The sequence below is a fragment of the Aureimonas jatrophae genome (assembly GCF_900104035.1).
In the GTDB taxonomy this organism is placed as follows: domain Bacteria; phylum Pseudomonadota; class Alphaproteobacteria; order Rhizobiales; family Rhizobiaceae; genus Aureimonas; species Aureimonas jatrophae.
Map to the genome: position 1 here is coordinate 1 of NZ_FNIT01000022.1, position 17,021 is coordinate 17,021.

The 17,021-nt window shown below is 59.0% G+C and carries 15 protein-coding genes and 1 pseudogene; 12 read left to right on the forward strand and 4 right to left on the reverse strand.

Annotated elements, in window-relative coordinates; all coding sequences use genetic code 11:
• From BLQ76_RS22405 to BLQ76_RS21395, 10 genes are all read left to right on the forward strand, one after another.
• A partial coding sequence (locus tag BLQ76_RS22405) for a hypothetical protein (RefSeq protein ID WP_210184204.1) occupies positions 1–284 on the forward strand: 284 nt, incomplete at its 5' end.
• Positions 285–556: 272 nt separating this feature from the next.
• Positions 557–2,188: a DUF6538 domain-containing protein gene (locus BLQ76_RS21355; protein WP_090677274.1), complete on the forward strand. Its 1,632-nt coding sequence runs from the start codon at positions 557–559 to the stop codon at positions 2,186–2,188.
• Between the two features lie 568 nt (positions 2,189–2,756).
• Positions 2,757–3,824, forward strand: coding sequence for a PP2C family protein-serine/threonine phosphatase (locus tag BLQ76_RS21360; protein ID WP_090677275.1), 1,068 nt, complete (start codon positions 2,757–2,759; stop codon positions 3,822–3,824).
• A 53-nt stretch (positions 3,825–3,877) separates the two neighbouring features.
• Entirely contained in the window at positions 3,878–4,888 is a 1,011-nt protein-coding gene (locus BLQ76_RS21365; RefSeq protein ID WP_244978041.1) for a serine/threonine-protein kinase, read from the forward strand.
• The gene (locus tag BLQ76_RS21370; RefSeq protein ID WP_280140094.1) at positions 4,885–5,967 is read left to right on the forward strand and encodes a serine/threonine-protein kinase; all 1,083 of its coding nucleotides are present in this window, start codon (positions 4,885–4,887) and stop codon (positions 5,965–5,967) included. Before BLQ76_RS21365 ends, BLQ76_RS21370 begins: the two co-directional genes overlap by 4 nt.
• 139 nt (positions 5,968–6,106) lie before the next feature.
• A complete protein-coding gene (locus BLQ76_RS21375; RefSeq protein WP_090677280.1) occupies positions 6,107–6,688 on the forward strand; it encodes a recombinase family protein in 582 nt (193 codons plus the stop codon).
• A gap of 129 nt (positions 6,689–6,817) precedes the next feature.
• Positions 6,818–8,308 carry a type I restriction-modification system subunit M gene (locus BLQ76_RS21380; RefSeq protein ID WP_210184205.1) on the forward strand — a complete coding sequence of 497 codons (1,491 nt, stop codon included), beginning with the start codon at positions 6,818–6,820 and terminating at the stop codon, positions 8,306–8,308.
• Positions 8,298–9,425, forward strand: a complete 1,128-nt coding sequence (locus tag BLQ76_RS21385; protein WP_090677281.1) for a restriction endonuclease subunit S — start codon at positions 8,298–8,300, stop codon at positions 9,423–9,425. Before BLQ76_RS21380 ends, BLQ76_RS21385 begins: the two co-directional genes overlap by 11 nt.
• Entirely contained in the window at positions 9,422–12,469 is a 3,048-nt protein-coding gene (locus BLQ76_RS21390) for a type I restriction endonuclease subunit R (RefSeq protein WP_090677282.1), read from the forward strand. Before BLQ76_RS21385 ends, BLQ76_RS21390 begins: the two co-directional genes overlap by 4 nt.
• On the forward strand, positions 12,469–13,212 hold the full coding sequence (locus BLQ76_RS21395; protein WP_090677284.1) for a M48 family metallopeptidase: 744 nt from the start codon (positions 12,469–12,471) through the stop codon (positions 13,210–13,212). Before BLQ76_RS21390 ends, BLQ76_RS21395 begins: the two co-directional genes overlap by 1 nt.
• 36 nt (positions 13,213–13,248) lie before the next feature.
• Here BLQ76_RS21395 and BLQ76_RS21400 read toward each other — a convergent pair whose 3' ends face one another.
• Positions 13,249–13,833: a hypothetical protein gene (locus tag BLQ76_RS21400; protein ID WP_139184093.1), complete on the reverse strand. Its 585-nt coding sequence runs from the start codon at positions 13,831–13,833 to the stop codon at positions 13,249–13,251.
• Positions 13,834–14,101: 268 nt separating this feature from the next.
• Complete coding sequence (locus BLQ76_RS21405; protein ID WP_090677287.1) at positions 14,102–14,461, reverse strand: hypothetical protein; 360 nt, start codon at positions 14,459–14,461, stop codon at positions 14,102–14,104.
• Positions 14,462–14,642: 181 nt separating this feature from the next.
• Here BLQ76_RS21405 and BLQ76_RS21410 point away from each other — a divergent pair, with 181 nt between their 5' ends.
• Complete coding sequence (locus tag BLQ76_RS21410; RefSeq protein ID WP_090677288.1) at positions 14,643–14,909, forward strand: helix-turn-helix domain-containing protein; 267 nt, start codon at positions 14,643–14,645, stop codon at positions 14,907–14,909.
• A 28-nt stretch (positions 14,910–14,937) separates the two neighbouring features.
• Here the strand turns inward: BLQ76_RS21410 and BLQ76_RS21415 are convergent, their stop codons facing one another.
• A complete protein-coding gene (locus tag BLQ76_RS21415) occupies positions 14,938–15,312 on the reverse strand; it encodes a DUF3768 domain-containing protein (protein WP_090677289.1) in 375 nt (124 codons plus the stop codon).
• Positions 15,312–16,079: a tudor domain-containing protein gene (locus BLQ76_RS22300; RefSeq protein ID WP_090677291.1), complete on the reverse strand. Its 768-nt coding sequence runs from the start codon at positions 16,077–16,079 to the stop codon at positions 15,312–15,314. The genes BLQ76_RS21415 and BLQ76_RS22300 overlap by 1 nt, the downstream gene beginning before the upstream one ends.
• Positions 16,080–16,734: 655 nt before the next feature.
• Here BLQ76_RS22300 and BLQ76_RS21425 point away from each other — a divergent pair.
• Positions 16,735–17,004, forward strand: a pseudogene (locus BLQ76_RS21425) (transposase); the annotation flags it as partial.
• Between the last annotated feature and the right edge of the window lie 17 nt (positions 17,005–17,021).

Sequence of the window (17,021 nt, forward strand, 5' to 3'; positions counted from 1 at the left end):
TCTCTTCCGGCTTGTGCTTCTTCTGTCCCATTTGGGCATCCTCCATCGGCTCGAAAGCCTACTTCAGGGAGGACCACTTTTCAGGGGGCAGACCATGGCGGTTAAGCTTAAGGGATGAAAACGAGAGGAAATACCTCAATATCATCCGTCAAAACACCGCGGTACAGAGTCTGCTCAACAAAGGTAATTTTAGTCTGGACCTCAACTACCTGAATAATAGATTGCTTGACTCGAACCTTTCTTCTTTCCCTACGTTAACCTACAGCGGAGATGCTACTGATTGATTTCGAATACGGTGCCATAAGGGTGAGCCGTTGCGCTACGCCTGCGCCTAGAACGTACGATGAGGGGTTGGCGAGCAGTCGACGTTGCGCGCGCAAGTGTGCTACACAACGCGCAGACGGGTACTAGCTAACCGACTGATTTTGTAAGACCATCGTCAATTTGATGGCATTCCTTTCCTGGGCACCAATTCCCCTGAAAGTTCAGGGAAGCCAAAAGGTTAAGTGAAAGCAGTGACGTAGGACGGCCCGAGTGATACAATCGGGTGATACAAATGGTCCTGCGCATGGCTCAACCGTGGCCCCATCCTAAGACCGGTGTTTTTTGGTTTCGGCGTGGAGTTCCAGCCGACCTTCGTGACGCCGTAGGCAAGCGCGAAGAGTTGCGTTCGTTAGGTACAAAAGACCCGGCCGAGGCGCGCGTTCGCTACGCAAAGATCTCGGCTGAAGTCGAAGCACGTTGGGCGAGCCTTCGAGCAGGCGTTCGCTTACTCACGGAAGCCGAAGCACATGCGCTAGCACGCGAAGCGCACGACACATGGCTTCGTTGGCATGCGGATGAGCCGAGTGAGCAGAACGTCTGGCTGCCGAACCTCTACGATCAGGTTTGGACGCGGTCCGAATATGACCGCGAGCAAGGTCCGCGGGCGTCCGTCTCGGCTGATGAGTTCATCGTTCTCAATATGCGTCGCTTTTGCCTTCGACAGGCCGACAACTGTCTGGAGCACCATGGGCTGATCGTGGACGACGATAGCAGGTTCAAGCTTGCGCGCGCGATCGGTGCAGCGTTTCAACGGGCCAGCAAGACGCTCGCAAGCCTCGCCGAAGGCGAACTGGTGCCAGACCAGGTCCCTACCCTCAACGCGACGGTGCGAGCTACCCCTCTCTACTCAAACTTCACGACGAGCCTCACGCAAAGCGCTGTCGGCTCAAAATCGGGCTTCGCCGACGTCACCATGACCGGGCTCCTTGCCGACTGGTGGCGTGAGGCGAAAGCGTTAGATCGCAAGCCCAGCACTTACGAGAGCTACTCAAATACCGTGAAGGGCTTCGTCGCGTTCTTGAAGCACGACAGCGCGAGCCGCATCACACCTCAGGATGTTATTGCCTACAAGGATCACCGGCTGACGACACCCTCGCCGCGTAGCGGCAAGGTCGTCAGCGCAAAGACGGTCAAGGACACCGACCTCGTCGCGCTTAAATCATTGTTCGGATGGGCGGTTGCAAACCACAAGCTGCCTACAAACCCTGCGAAGGACATTACGCTGAAGCTCGGCAAGAAGCGTCAAACACGCTTGAAGGGCTTCACGGAAACCGAAGCCATTGCGATCCTGACAGCATGCTCGACCTATGTGGCGGGTAATCGAGAAAACACACGCACGTCGGCTGCCAAACGCTGGGTGCCATGGCTCTGCGCATTCACCGGCGCGCGGGTCGGCGAGATCGCGCAGCTACGTGCGGAAGATGTTCGTATCGAAGGAGCAGACTGGATCATTCGCATTACACCAGACGCAGGCACCGTTAAAACAAACCAAGCTCGCGAGGTTGTGCTACATCCGCAGTTGGTTGAGATGGGCTTCCCAACATTTGCGCAGCGCGCAGCTAGAGGACACTTATTTCTGACACCCGGTAATGATGGCGATGTGCTTGGGCCACTCACTGGGCTCAAGAATCGATTGACTGAGTTTGTTCGTAGTATCGTCCCCGACCCAAGAGTCCAACCCAACCACGGTTGGCGACACCGCTTCTCAACGATGTGCCGGGATGCCGAAATCAACGAGCGTGTTTATAACGCAATACAAGGACATGCTGTTAAATCAGTTGCCGATCAATACGGTGATGTAACGTTGAAGGCGATCAGCGCAGCCATTCATAAAATACCACCTATAAAAACAGAAAAAGTATGAAGGCGCGCTTCCCTACCCGGCGCCCAAGTATTGGCATCGAACCACTGTTAATATTATAGTTGATGCCACGCGATAAGGAATGCGCCCGAAAAACGAAAATGGGATGAGCGCTGTCGGGCAGACGCATTCAACACGCGCAATTTTCCGATCGAGGACCATTTAAGGTTGTCAGCACGACAGCTGATATATATGAATGAGTCGAGCGCTCGTCGGGCAGTCCGACAGGGAACTTCGAAGCCCTATGCGTTGGTTGTGGACTGTGAGATTGAGGTACCGCGAGGTGTTTCGTGGTTTCGATTACCCCAACTCCACGCTTCAATGTATTATAGTGCTTTTTGCATCATATGAACAATTATGATGATAAAGAAAACCGTCGATGGATAGATTCCTACATCGGGACATCATCACGCCGGACTTGGATTCGACTGTGATTGAGTTCAGTCGCGCCATCGCGAGCTATCTCGGCACGGACCGGAAAACTCCCTGCATTCGACAAACTGACCGCGTTGATGGAAGGGGTACAAGGAGATACGGTGTCGGTACAGACCAGCTGGCCCAAGGGGATTGAGTGGCGAACGCTATAGCAGACCGTATTGAGTTCCTTCTCCGCGCTGGTGAAGTCGGACGAAAGGCGCAACAGGTCTCTAACGTATCAGTTGGGACAACACGAGGGCCACGGGAAGAAAATCAAGACAGAGTAGCTATAGCTCAGATTAATACTGAGTATGGCGAAAGGCTTTCGGTTGCTGTGATATGCGACGGTATGGGAGGTATGACGAACGGAGCGGCGGCTGCTTCTTGTGCAATCAGCCACTTCCTTGCATCTATCCTTACAGATAGATCGCAATCTCCCACAAAAATGGCATATCGCGCCATATCCGAAGCTAACCGCGCTGTATACAATCTTTTTAGGGGCGCAGGAGGAACAACACTAACTGCGCTTATGTTGAGAGATGGCGAAAATCCATGTGTCGCCCACGTTGGAGATAGTCGACTTTATATGAAGGGTGACAGTGGCGAACTGGAACTCATCACCAAAGATGATACTGTATTCGGCCAGATGGGCTCAGGCAGCAACGAAGATATGCTCGATAACCGTCTTCTACAATTCGTTGGAATTGGTAGGGATCTTGAGCCCCACATATTTTCGCTATCAAGCTATGCTGGCCACGAGTTTATCCTGACAACCGACGGTGCACACAGCATCGGCAAACGCGCGTTAAATGGTATCGTCTCAAATGCGACATCCTCATTAGATATAGTCCGGAAAATACTCTACGTTGCCGAAGCGATTGGTACCGACGATAACGCGTCCGCAATCGCTATCAGTACTCATAACCCCGAATACCTTCCACAGTTTGGTACAGGCCTCGAAGCTCGCATATCTACACCATCCGACAAAATCGAGATTTGGCTATATGGGGACGTGAGTAGAAACTCCGCCATAGCGAATATCACCAGCGAAAGCAGTGCTTCGAACGAGCAGCCTCTCGCCAAGCCAGTTGGCAAGAAAACTCGCTCCGGCCGCACTTCGCAAAAACCCCGCAAGTTTCAGACGAAGCCAATCTCGAACCCTCAAAATAAGAAGCCGCAGCTGCATATTGAGTTTAACGATGAAGGCAACGACGAGGGATGATTGACTTACCAGACCGCTATAACAACGTAGTCGGCGTTTTGTCGGGAGGCGGAATGTCAGACACGTTAGTTTGCTTCGATAGCAACCTACAGCGAAACGTCGTCGTGAAGACATTAAAACCCGGCATCGAGAAACAGCGGCTAATGGATGAGCTGTCGGCTTTAGCGGACATCCGATCGAAATATGTAGTCCAGGTGCTCGACGTCATAAAGAAGGACGGTGATGTAGTTGGATTTGTCGAAGAGTACATTGATGGCAACGCTATCACTCCGATCGCAAACCCAGCCAGTTCCGATACCATCCTTCGCTATCTATATTCGATTGCTGCAGGAATATCTGATGTTCATGATCATGGGCGGCTCCATCGTGATATCAAACCGGAAAATATGAGATTTGATTACGGAGGCACACTGAAGATATTTGACTTTGGGCTTTCGAAGCTCAATACGTCTGCAAAAACAAAGACGCTATACTTCACTCCGGGCTATAGTCCGCCCGAAATATTTTCTGCCGGTGTAGATGGAAATCATAATTTTACGGAAGCCGTAGACGTTTTTAGTTTTGGGGTTACCGCATATTGGATCTTGAACGGCGGCTCTATACCGGCGGATTTTTTCAAAGTTCCGCCTATCGTACCGCCGACGAGCAGTTTATTCGATGCCTTAGCTGTTGTTAGCGAGAAATCTGTTTCTGTATTACTTGATTCCTGCTTGTGCGCTGAACCGTCAAATCGACCCGCGATGCGGGAAGTGAAATCTCTGTTGGGAGACTACATACTAAAAGGTCAGCATAAGATGCTGCTAACATATAATGGGCAGCGCAGCACAATCGACATAAATAAGCCGAATGTATCATTGACCGTTGGTTCAAATGGGATCAGCATCTCATACAACGGTTTGGGCTTCGTCGTATCGAATGTTACCGGGTTTGTGCGCATTAACAATAAGCAAGTAGCGGCAGGTCACCGCATCAAGGGTTCGGTCGTGATCGTACTTGGCGATCCTTCAGGTGGAATAAAGACGTCCATAACAGCGGACGTATCTCATCCAGAGGTGATGCATTGAAAGGTCCGATTGTCAGCACGGAGCATGCGGTCGGCGACCGATATCGCCCGCTTCATTGGCTGGGAGCAGGTGGAATGCAACACGTCTACGTTGCTTTCGATGAGTTGTTTGAGCGACAAGTTGCCCTGAAAACTCCGAAGGACGATGCCGGCGCAAAGCGCTTCGGCAATTCCGCGGTTGTCAGCGCGCGAATCAACCACCAAAACATTGCAAAAACGCTTGACTATTTTGAGGTAAAGGATCGGCCCTATCTAGTAGAAGAGCTTATTGTTGGTAGCGACCTATATGCTATTTCTTCAAACTTTATCGCGGTGCTCCCGCCATCGACATGCGCTCGGATCTTGCATCAACTTGCGAAGGGCCTTTCAGCGTCTCACGCTGCAGATGTAGTTCACCGTGACCTGAAGCCTAGCAACATTATGGTTTCGAAGTCGCTATCGTTCGAAGAAATCAAAATCACTGACTTTGGCATCGCCAAGATGGCTGAAGGTGAGATCGGTCAGTGGGCAGAAGCTGGTGGCGCCACGTCGTCTAAAACAGTTCTCGGTGCCATTCCATACATGTCACCGGAGTCTATCGAGGATTTCAAGACACCCAGAAAATCGTCGGATGTTTGGGCGATCGCAGCTATAACCTACGAGCTTCTTTCAGGGACACTCCCATTCGGTAGTGGATTGAAGTGTATTCCTCGCATACTCGAAGCAGCCCCCCCTTCTCGTCCATCTCAGATACATCCGAGTCAGTTCACTGAGCTTGGTGAGCAGCTCTATCAAATTTTGCTGCGCTGCCTTGCAAAGGACGAGAGCGCGAGGCCAAATGCCGACGAACTCGTGAAGGCGTGTGAAGGCCTTTGCTACAATGTCCCTCAATATGGCGTTGGCGTTGTGAGTGAGGTCGGTCGATATACGCACCGCATTCGGAGCGACGACGACAAGACGTTAATGTATCATAACGATAATATATACGGGGGTGGGCGCCTCAAAGTTGGTGATCGGGTTTGGTTCGGTCGCGATCCCGGGGAGCCGTGGGAGCGCGCTTTCCCTATAGTTAAGTTCGTTTCACCTAAACCAGTGCCGTGAGTTTGGAGTGCTGTGTCGCATCGCCGTATACCCAACGGTGACGTCACACGCGCCGCCGCGCTTGTCGTAACATCTGGGTTGACGCTCGCTATTTGTGACCTGCTACGCCTCGGGCCTAAACCTGAAGGTGACACAACTGATGGCCCGTATCGGCTACGCCCGCGTCAGTACGCTCGATCAGGATCTCGATAGCCAGCTCGAGCGGCTGCGGGCCGAGGGCTGCGCAATCATCCGTTCAGAGAAGGTGTCGGGGGCAAGCCGTGATGGGCGTGTCGAACTGGCGACCGTGATCGAGTTCCTGCGACCCGGCGACGAGCTGGTGGTGACGCGCCTCGACCGGCTCGGTCGCGATACTCGGGATGTCTTGAACCTCATTCACGAGTGCGAGCAGCGCAGCGCGTTTGTAACCGTGCTCGACCCGCACGTATCCACGCGCGGTGAGATGGGTCACATCGTGCTGACTGTGCTCGGCATGGTGGCGCAGATGGAGAGACGGTTCATCAAGGAGCGTCAGCGCGAGGGTATCGACCGCGCAAAGGTTGAAGGGGTGTACCGAGGCGGGCAGCCGCGCCTCGACCGAGGCCATATCGCGACGCTGCATTCCGAGGGCCACGGCCCGGCTGCGATCGCGAAGGCGCTGGGTTGCTCGCGCATGCAGGTGTATCGCATCTTACAAGCATGCGGACGGTCAGCTGATGGTGCATCAAGGGCACAGGCGTAGCGGCACGGTACCGAGCCTTCAGAAGCACCCTCCCCTCTAAGGGTCGAATGCGGGAAAGCTACTCAGCGCAATGCTGAGGATCCCGACATGAACGTTCAAATGCCACTGCCAACGACCACGGTCCCGACAATGTCGCAAGCGGCCCTTGAGCGGCACCTGTGGCAGGCGGCGGACATCCTGCGCGGCCACGTCGATGCGGGCAAGTTCAAGGACTACATTTTCGCCCTACTGTTCTACCGGCGCCTTTGCGACGTGTGGGACGAGGAGTTCGAGGTTTTGCTGGCCGAGACGGGCGACCGGGAGGAGGCGGCCGATCCTGACGAGCACCGCTTTCATGTCCCGCCCCAGCACCACTGGAACGCGGTCAGGAAGCACGCCACCCAGATCGGTCAGCATCTGAACAACGCCTTCGCCGCCATCGAAGACGCCAACCTGCGTCTGCGCGGCGTGTTCGGCGATGTTGACTTCGCCAATCAGGAACGCTTCCCTGACGCACGGCTGGAGCGACTGCTCGCCCACTTCGAGAAGCACCGGCTGCGGAACAGCGACGTGCCACCCGACATGCTGGGCGACGCCTACATGTATCTGATCGAGCAGTTCGCCGAGGGCGCGGGGAAAAAGGGCGGCGAGTTCTACACGCCCCGGCAGGTCGTGAAGCTGATCGTCGAATGCCTCGATCCCCAGCCGGGGATGTCGATCTACGACCCCACCTGCGGCTCGGGCGGCATGTTGCTGGAGGCGGTCGAGCACCTGAAGGTCAACGGCCAAGACCCGCGCAGCCTGTCCCTCTATGGGCAGGAGAAGGAACTCGACACTTGGGCCATCGCCCAGATCAACCTGTTTCTCCACGACATCGACGACGCCTTCATCGCCAAGGGCGACACCCTTCTCGACCCCAAGCGATACGACCCGCGCGTGCAGGAGTTCACGCCCGGCGTCGGCGCCCATGACCGGGTGCTGGCCAACCCGCCTTTCTCGGCGAAGGAATGGGGTCATGAGGTCTGGACCAACGGCGACCCGTTCGGCCGCGATGTCTATGGCGTGCCGCCGAAGGGCTACGGCGATCTCGCCTTCGTTCAGCACATGGTCGCTTCGCTGAAGGACGACGGCATGCTGGGCGTTGTGGTGCCGCACGGCGTGCTGTTCCGGGGTGGCGCGGAGGGCCGCATCCGCGAGGCCATGCTGAAGGCGGACATCATTGAGGCGGTGATCGGGCTGGCCCCCAACCTGTTCTATGGCGCGGGCATCCCGGCGGCGATCCTTATTATCCGCAAGACCAAGCCCGTCGAGCGGAAGGGCAAGGTGCTGGTCATCAATGGCGACGCCACCTTTACGCCGGGCAAGGCCCAGAACCATCTGACCGACGCCAATGTGCGGACGTTGGTGGACGCCTTCCACGGCTTCGCAGACATCGAGAAGCTGGCGCGCGTCGTGCCGGTCAATGAGATCGAGGCCAACGGCTCCAACCTGAACATCAGCCGCTACGTCCAGACCGTTGCGGACGCCGAGATCGTCGATGTCGCCGCCGAGGTCGCCAAGCTCCAAGACCTGATCGCCAAGCGCGACGAGGCCGAGGCCATGATGTTCGGTCACCTGAAACGGCTCGGCTATGTCGAGTAAGCTGCCGGAAGGCTGGTTAGGCCATCGACTTGGCGACATCTTGGAAATCTCGAACGATGGCATCTCCGCCGACGCGATTGCCGAGCTTGCCGCCGTTGCCCACTATTCCCTTCCAGCGTTCGATGATGGGCGGGTACCAGAGATTACCGCTGGCCTCAACATCAAGAGCAACAAGTCCCTCGTCCCCCCTGACTGCGTTCTCTTCGGCAAGCTCAACCCGCGTATCCCGAGAGTTTGGCGTGTGGCGGAGCGGAGCCAACTGCCATCAGTGTGCTCGACCGAGTTCTGGCCGCTGGTCGCTCGGAGCGATGAGATTGACCTCGACTTCCTGACAGCGTTCATCGGGAGTGAGGCGTTCTTGAGCGATCCACAGATCACTCCCTCGTCGAGCACGAACAGTCACCAAAGAGTGGATCGACGCAGCTTCGAAAACTACGTCCTGCCTCTCCCCTCGCTCGACGAGCAGCGGCGGATCGCCGAGGTGCTGCGGTCAGCCGATGAAGCGATCCTCTGGTCCAAAGCCACGGTCGAGCAGAGCCTTCGCTGCCTCGAATCTACCCTCGCAACGCTGATGAACGGCAGCGACGTGAATGAAGAGGAGTGGAGCGAAGGACGATGTGACAACTTCTTCGTCCTCCAGCGGGGGTTCGATATAACCGAAAGCCAAGCAACACCCGGTCCCTATCGAGTTATCTCGTCATCGGGTCCATCATACACTCACGAGAAAGCCGCCATTGCTGCTCCAGCGGTGATAACCGGCCGAAAGGGGCGCCTCGGGGCAGTCTTCTACTCCGAGCATCCGTGCTGGCCGCACGACACCACACTTTGGGTGAAAGACTTCAAGGGCAACAATCCGCGCTTCGTGTTTTGGAAGTTGAAGGCGATGAAGCTGGAAACCTTTGATGCTGCGACATCGGTGCCGACCCTTAATCGAAACAATGTCCATGCGCTCCATGTCAGATTTCCAAGTGTGAGGCAGCAGGTCGAAATCTCAGAGATACTAGACGCACAGCATCGCGCCTTGTTGGATCAACAAGGAGAAGTGCGTGCGCTGGAAACCGTAACGGTAAGGCTCGCCTCCGACCTTCTCTCCGGCCGTGTCAGGGTGCCCGCATGAGCGAATACCGCCTCGCCGAAAAGCCCGCGCTCGATGCCCTGACAGCGATGGGCTACGGCGCGCTTCATCACGAGGCGGCGATGGTTATGCGGCAGGAGGCGAACCGCGTCCTGCTGAAGCCGGTGCTGATCGAGGCGCTTCAGGCGTTGAACGAAGAACTGGGAGACGAGGACGCGGAGGCGATCTACAGCGATCTATCCACCCTGTCCGACAACGAGGAATGGCAGCGGCGTTTGCGCGGCGCCTACTCCCGGCGGTTGAAGGGCGAGGCCAAGGATCGGCCGGTCGCCCTGATCAACTTCAAACGGCCTGATAGAAACCGCTACCACGTCGTGCGCCAGTTCAAGGTCGAAGCGCAGCGAACGCGCATCGCCGATCTGGTGGTGTTCGTGAACGGCATCCCGCTGGTCGTGATTGAGGCGAAGTGTCCGCTGAAGGCGGCGGATCGCTCCGGTCAGGCGTTTGAGCAGATCAAGCAGTATGAGCGCGACATCCCGCGCCTGTTCTCCCCGAACGCCTTCAACATCGTCACGGATGGCATGGCGACGCTGTATGGCGCGACCGGCGCCCCGGCGAAGTTCTATGCCCCTTGGCCTGACCCGTGGCCGCGCACCCGCGACGAGTTTGCTGACGACCTGACCAAAGACCTGTGGTGTCTGCTGGAGCCGTCGCGGCTGCTGGACCTGCTGGCCCACTTCATCGTCTTCGAGACCGATCCCGACACCGGGCGACGAATTAAGAAGGTGTGCCGCTATCAGCAGTTCCGGGCCGTCAACAAGGCGGCGAACCGGGTCGCCGAGGGAACCAAGAGGAAGGGGCTGATTTGGCACACCCAAGGCTCGGGCAAGAGCCTGACGATGGTGTTCCTCGCTCTGAAGCTAAAGACCCATCTGACGCTAGACGCACCGACGCTTCAGAACCCGAACATCCTCGTCCTGACCGACCGCATCGATTTGGATGATCAGTTATCCAAGACCTTCGTGGCCTGCGGTCTGCCCAACCCAAAACAGGCGGCTTCGGTCGGCGAACTGCGGGAAGCCGTAGCGCGCGGCGGTTCGGGTCAAATCTTGCTCTCGACCATCTTCAAGTTCCAAGGCTCAAAGGAGCCGATCCCGAACTCGGAGGACTGGATCGTGCTGGTCGACGAGTGCCATCGCACGCAGGAGAAAGACCTCGGTGCCTTCCTTCAGGCGACGCTACCCAACGCCCGCTATTTCGGCTTCACCGGCACGCCCATCAAGAAGGCCGACAAGGACACCTACGCCCGCTTCAGCGAGCCGAGCGAGACCTACCTCGACAAATACGGGATCGACGACGCCGTGCGCGACGGCGCCACCGTGCCAATCCTCTACGAGGGGCGTAAGACCGAATGGTCGATCAACGAGGCCGAGATCGACATCCTGTTCGACCGCTGGTTCGTCGATATGTCCGACGAGAAGCGCGAGAAGCTGAAGCAGAAGGGCGTCAGCCTCGCCCTGATCGCCAAGCACCCCGATCGCATCCGACTAATCGCCCGCGACATCTGGGAGCACTTCAAACAGACCTGCCGACCGGACGGCTTCAAGGCGCAGGTCGTCGCCATCGACCGTGAATCGGTGGTGCTCTATCGGCTGGCTTTGGTGGGGGCGATCGCCAACGATCTGACGAAGGCCGGCATGGCTGAGGCGGATGCGGCGGCGAAGGCCGACAGCATGATCGCGTGTGTGTTCTCCAAGAGCCAAGAGGACGACAAGCCGAGCGAAGACCTCGACATCGAAGCCGTCCGTGCCGAACTGCGCGCCCACTATCTCGACGCCGATGGTGAGAAGGCAGCAAAGAAAGCGTTCAAGGGCAGTGGAGACGAACCGAGCTTCCTGATCGTCTGCGACAAGCTGCTGACCGGCTTCGACGCGCCGAACGAGCACGTCATGTATTTGGACAAGCCGCTGCGCGAGCATGGACTGCTTCAGGCCATTGCGCGCACCAACCGCACCTGCTCGATCAAGCGACCGGACGGCTCGATCGTCGATAAGCCCCATGGTCGTATTGTGGACTACATCGGCGTGACGCAACACCTCGACGACGCCCTATCGTCATATCGCGCCGACGACGTTCAGAACGCCCTGCGCGACCTCGACCTGCTGCGACGCGATCTGCGGAAGACGCACGCCGAGTTCATGCGCCTGCGGCGGCTTCTCGGCCTCAACGGCATGGACGAGAAGGCTGCCGCCTATGCCATTGAGAAACTGGTGGCCGATGGTCGCGAAGACGACTGGTTCGAGCTTCAACGGCTGGGCCGCCACTTCGTGCGGACCTATGGTGACCTGTCGCCTGACCCGGCTGTCCTCGACTTCACCGACGACATGAAGTGGGCCGCGACCTTCCTGCGATTGGCCCAACAGGCGATCACCAAGGACGAGAGCCTCGACCACCTGACCTATTCGGGCAAGATCCGGGACATGCTGGAAGAGCATGTCCGCGCCACCGGCCTGACGACGACCGTTCGACTGCGTAACATCACCGATCCCGACTTCCGCGACGACTTTGCGACCGATGAGAAGTCCGAGGAGGAGCTGCACGCGGCGTTCGTGCGCAAAGCTGCTGAGCTGAAGCGCGTGACACGAGAGTTGGTCGACAAGAACCCAGCCCAATACGGTCGCTTCTCGGAGCGGGTGCTGGAAATCATCCGCCGCTTCGAAGAAGGGCAGTTGGCTGCTGCCGCCGGGCTACGTGAGTTCCAGGACCTGACCGGCGGCGTTACTGCGGAAGCGAATGCTCATGATGAGCGGGGAATGGATGAGCGCGCCTTTGCGATCTTGCGGATCATCGAGCCTCACGCGGCAACGGCGGATAACGGCGACACCCAATCCGTTGCCGTAGGCGTTGGGGACTTGTACGCCAATGCGCAAGCCAACCAGCCATCGTGGTTCTTCATGGACGGTTACAAGAAGGAGCTTCGCCGCGAGGTTCGAAAGCTTTTGCGGCCGCTCGATCTCGCCGATTCCAACGCCGTGCGTGACCAAATCGAGGATTACGCGATTCACGCCTACGCTGCGGCACCGTGATGGGCGTCGTCCGTGTCGGACAAACCGACATTCGCTATGAGCTACGACGATCGGCAGCCGTTTCTGAACGTCGGATCACGGTCACACCGGGTCACGTTGAGGTCGTGGCGCTAACGACCGACGACGCCGCTGAGATCGACGCCTTTCTCCAAAGCAAGCGGCAATGGCTGTTCAACGCCCTTCGCGACATCGAGGCGCAAACTGCGATGCGCGCTGTCGTGCCTCGCTTCATGACGGGGTCGAAGATGCCCTATCGTGGCCGGATGGCCCGCCTGACCGTGCGGCGACACGACGGTCCTCATGTTGAGGTCAGCTATCGCAGCGGTTTCATCGTTGACCTTCCCAGCTGGGTTCGGCAGCGGGATCACGACACCATTGTCGCGACGGAACTGAAGCTTTGGCTCAAGCAGCGTGTCCGACGCGACGTTAGTGAGATTGCCGAGCTCTATTGCAAGCGGTTTGCGTTGAAGCCTCGTACGATCCGCATCGCCGATATGAAAACCGGCTGGGGTTCCTGTGGACCGAGCGGATCGATCCTGATCAATTGGGCACTGGTGCTCGCGCCGAAAAACGTCCTCGAATATGTCGTAGCCCACGAACTCGCGCACCTGACGGTGCGTACGCATGGTTCTGAGTTCTGGGCACACTTGGCGATGATGATGCCGGACTATGAGCGACGAAAGGGCTGGCTCGATGTCCATCAGGCAAGCCTCGACGTCAGCTTTCTCGATCGTTCGGCGTAGGAGCAAGTACAATCAATTGCACAAGCGGATGGTCGCCTACTGCGTTCTGAAGCAGTTCGCCGTTTGCGCGTTGGCGACCCGGTTGCCCGCTGCGATGTCGAAGAAGCCAACGCTGTTCTGTTCGAGGGTGATCAGCATGTGCCGGTTGCGGCCGGCCGTCATGCCGTCCATCATGCCATTCAGGATGCCGCCGAAGCCTTCCAGCTGTCGCTGCTCGTCCGCCGAGAAGCCAGTCGAGGGTAGCTGAAATGCCGACCCGGTCAGCGCCCGGCGTACCTCCTCCATCGGGTAGAGGGCCGACTCGATCGCCCCTTCACCTCCCCCGAGCGTGCGTGGTCGCGTTTCGGTCGGTTGGATGGCTTGCCCGTTGACGATCGCGACGCCTGTCTCCGTCAAGGTGATGGCCATATCGATCGGCGGCGCCTCACGCCGGCCCATCGCGCTCATGCCGTAGAGGGCCGTCTCCTTCACTGTGCACGTGAACTGCGCAACAGCCGCGCCCTGCTCCATGAGCTGGTCGAGCACGCCCGGGCTTGGAATGGTGGCGGGTTCGCTTTGCTCTTCGATTTCCTCGTCGGTGAACCCGTCGGAGGCCCAAGCCGGCCCTGTGTTCGGCAGCACGGCGAACAGGGCGGCAACGGCCGAAGCGATCGCGAGGCTGCGAAGGCGGGCGCGATGGACAACAGGTGAACGCATGCGAGGCTTCCTTCGGGTGGAGTTGAGCTGATGAAGTTTGCGGGTTGAGGTTTGTGTGTGGGGGGGGGGGGTCGTTGAGTGGCGACGGCCAAACGCGGTTCGGCAGGTGGCGTGGGCCGGCCGCCAAGGGTGCGTGGGGTGCACCGGCAGTGCGGCAAGCAACCCGAGCGGTGAGACGCGCGCTAGCGGGCCGCTACGAGGCCGCAGGGGGCGTTTGAAATGCCGCCGCGCGCTTGCGAGCCGAGCGCCATGCGATAAGCGACAGGCCGGCCAAGCCGAAGGCGACATACGCCCAGATCCGCAGATCGCCGAACGCGCCCCCGCCGAGCAGCGCCAAGAGTCCCGCTAGCAAGAGGACAACGGTCGCGACCATCGGCAGACCGAAGCTGAACGCGCCCCCGGTGAAGAACAGCAGCCCCACCACGATGCCGACCGCGCCTGCATCGCCGGTGGCGGCGTCCTGCGCCAGCCCGGCGGTCGTCGCGACCGCACAGGACTGAACCAGCACAAGAAGCCCCAAGAAGATGCTGATGAGGCCAACGGCGATACGCATGCGAGAACTCCAAGCGAAAGCGGGGCCGCAGCGCGAGCGTTTGCGCGCCGACGGCGAATGGTACGAGGTCGGGTTTGGGCAGGCACGGTGCGGCGCGGGCGGGCAGCGATCGGCCGTCCGCTCGATATATGTAGAACATATTCGATGGTTTTAGCGCCAGCAACCCGGTGCCTAGGACGGCATGGATGGGCGAACCCGCGTAGCTTGGAATCTCAGACAATTGCGCACCGAGCGCGGGCTCTCGCAGGAGAGCTTGGCGGTCGATGCCGATGTGGACCGCACCTATGTCAGCGGCATCGAGCGCGGCACGTTCAACCCGACGCTTGATCTTCTTGAGCGTTTGGCCGGCGCGCTGAGCGTCGATCTGGTCGACCTCGTGAACAAACCAGCTGGCGACCAGCCCCCCGAACCCCTTCGGCCGGGACGCCGACCGAAGGGGAGTGGTTGAAGGGTTGGGTCTGACCGACGCCTGCCGATCAGTACTCATCGGCGCGCATGATGGTGAGGACGCGGCAGGTGACGTCCGGGTCGGCCGGGTCGGGCGAACCGCCGCGCAGGTCGAGGTCGTAGGGGTCGATCTTCCAGAAGAACACCGTGCCCTCGACTGTGACCGATCCGAAGTCGTGCTCGCCGTGGGGGTCGTTGTCTGTGGTGAACGCATCGAACCGCTTCACCCCCGCCAGCACGCGGCCCCGCACCGCCTCGCCAAAGGCCGACACGCCGCGCGTCATCACGACATGCCCGCCGCGAAAGGTTTGCCGCAGGGCGTCGTTCAGCGAGGCGATGCGGGCCGTGCGAGCGAGACTGGCAGCATGGTCGCCGTTGCCCGCCGCCGTTGATAGGGCGATCATCACGCCCCCTTCCCAGCCACCATGTCGGGGTGCGCCAGCGCGATCTGGCGGCGCGGGCGCATGAAGGTCGGCAGGTCGTCGTAGTCGCGCCAGCGCAGCGTGAAGAGGTTGTCGCTCGACACCTTCACGACCACGGCCGGCCACCAACCGTCGTCCGGCGTATCGAGCGCGATCACGACACTCCCGACTGTGAGGGCATGCCACCCGGCGTCCGGCCCACCTGCCCCCTGCCCCGAACCGCCTGCACCGCCGCCGAGCGAAGAAGTCGAACCAGACCCAGCCGACGACGCAGCACCGCCCTCGCCGGCCGTTGCCAACCGCATCTGCTCGGCTTCCGATAGGTGCGTCACAAGCTGCGCGTAGAGCTCGCCCTTCACGAAGGGCACAAACGCCTTGCCGCTGGCGAACAGTCGCCCCTGAGGCAGGCGCGCGGCGAGGTCCGATATAGCGGCGCTGGTGATCGGCAGGGCGGCCATGTTCATAAGGGCGGCAGCCTTGCGGGCCATGATGATCTCACCCTCGTCGAACCACGAGGCATGGCTGCGCCCCATCTCGTCACGGCCGAGCACGACCAAGCCGGGGGTCGGCTGAGCACCGCCTGCACTATCGTCCGCGTCATCCGTCGAAGCTGAGCCCGCAGGCAAGGCGGCACCCGCCCCTGCACCAGACTGATCGACGCTCCTGCCTGCCAGCGCCGCGACCGACGCAGCTGAGGCGACCCGACCGGGGGTGGCGAGCGTCACAGCGCTTCCGTTGATCTGCACCATGATCGTCACGCCTTCCCAGAAACGACGAAGGGGCCAGAAGGCCCCTTGTGGATGTGATCGGTGGTGGGTTGCGGCGGCGCTCGGTGCGAGCCCCCCGGCATGGGCCGAGGCGGCAGGCCGCTGCGAGGTGTTGGCCGTGGCAAGAAGCAATGAACAAACATAACAAAAACCCTTGCGTTTGCGGTATTACAAGCCGGGCGACACGCCACTAGGCACTGTAATAATATCAGAAACAACGGCTTATGTCAATTTACTCTTATTTGCAACAATAGGAAGGATCGAATTTTACTGCAATTCAGGAATCAAACGAAGTAAATCTCGTGTAATGGCTCGCCTACAAATGCGGTTCGCCCCGCCCCCCCTGCTCAGGGTTAGTGCGAACCGCGTCGTTTGTCGGATGATCCGACACAGCGACTGACCGACGACGCGCTTGTCTAGCCGTTGAGACGCCGCATCATGGTCGCCTGTTGCGCCATCTCTCGATCGTACAGTCGCTCCGCCTTTGTCGTGTGCGTTCGCTCGCTCGATGCATTGGGCAGGACCAACACGTCGTCGGTCTCGAAGCGAAACCGCAAAATGCTTTTGAAGCCGTGGTCTGCCCCCTGAAAAGTGGTCCTCCCTGAAGTAGGCTTTCGAGCCGATGGAGGATGCCCAAATGGGACAGAAGAAGCACAAGCCGGAAGAGATCGTTGCCAAGCTGAGGCAGGTGGACGTTCTGCTGTCTCAGGGCCGCCCGGTAGCCGAGGCGATCCGCACGATCAGCGTGACGCCTTTCACGTATTATCGGTGGCGCAAGGAGTTTGGCGGGCTGAAGTCGGACCAGGTGAAGCGTCTGAGGGACCTGGAGAAGGAGAACGAGCGCCTGCGCAAGGCGGTCTCGGATCTAACGCTGGAGAAGCTGATCCTGAAAGAAGCTGCATCGGGAAACTGGTGAGCCCCTCT